Annotated in this window: 1 rRNA gene; it reads right to left on the bottom strand. The window is 52.9% G+C overall.

Features of this window, described 5'->3' with window-relative positions:
* Positions 1–512, bottom strand: a 23S ribosomal RNA gene (locus tag ACFSTH_RS11385); the annotation flags it as partial.

Raw genomic sequence — 512 nt, 5'->3', positions numbered from 1 at the left:
TGCCATAGCTTCGGTGGTGTGTTTAGCCCCGTTACATTTTCGGCGCAGAGTCACTCGACCAGTGAGCTATTACGCACTCTTTCAATGGTGGCTGCTTCTAAGCCAACATCCTGGTTGTCTGTGCAACTCCACATCCTTTCCCACTTAACACACACTTGGGGACCTTAGCTGATGATCTGGGCTGTTTCCCTCTTGACAATGGATCTTAGCACTCACTGTCTGACTCCCGAGTAACATGTCTGTGGCATTCGGAGTTTGACTAGACTTGGTAACCCTTGGCGGGCCCCGCATCCAATCAGTGCTCTACCTCCACGACACTCTTCCTCGAGGCTAGCCCTAAAGCTATTTCGGGGAGAACCAGCTATCTCCGAGTTCGATTGGAATTTCACCGCTACCCCCACCTCATCCCCGCATTTTTCAACATACGTGGGTTCGGGCCTCCAGTGCGTGTTACCGCACCTTCACCCTGGACAGGGGTAGATCACACGGTTTCGGGTCTACGACCACGTACT

Origin of the sequence: Paenibacillus yanchengensis (genome assembly GCF_042684845.1) — a bacterium.
GTDB lineage: Bacteria > Bacillota > Bacilli > Paenibacillales > Paenibacillaceae > Pristimantibacillus > Pristimantibacillus yanchengensis.
The sequence above is the reverse complement of the archived record's forward strand: the minus strand, read 5'-3'. Positions and strand labels throughout refer to the sequence as shown.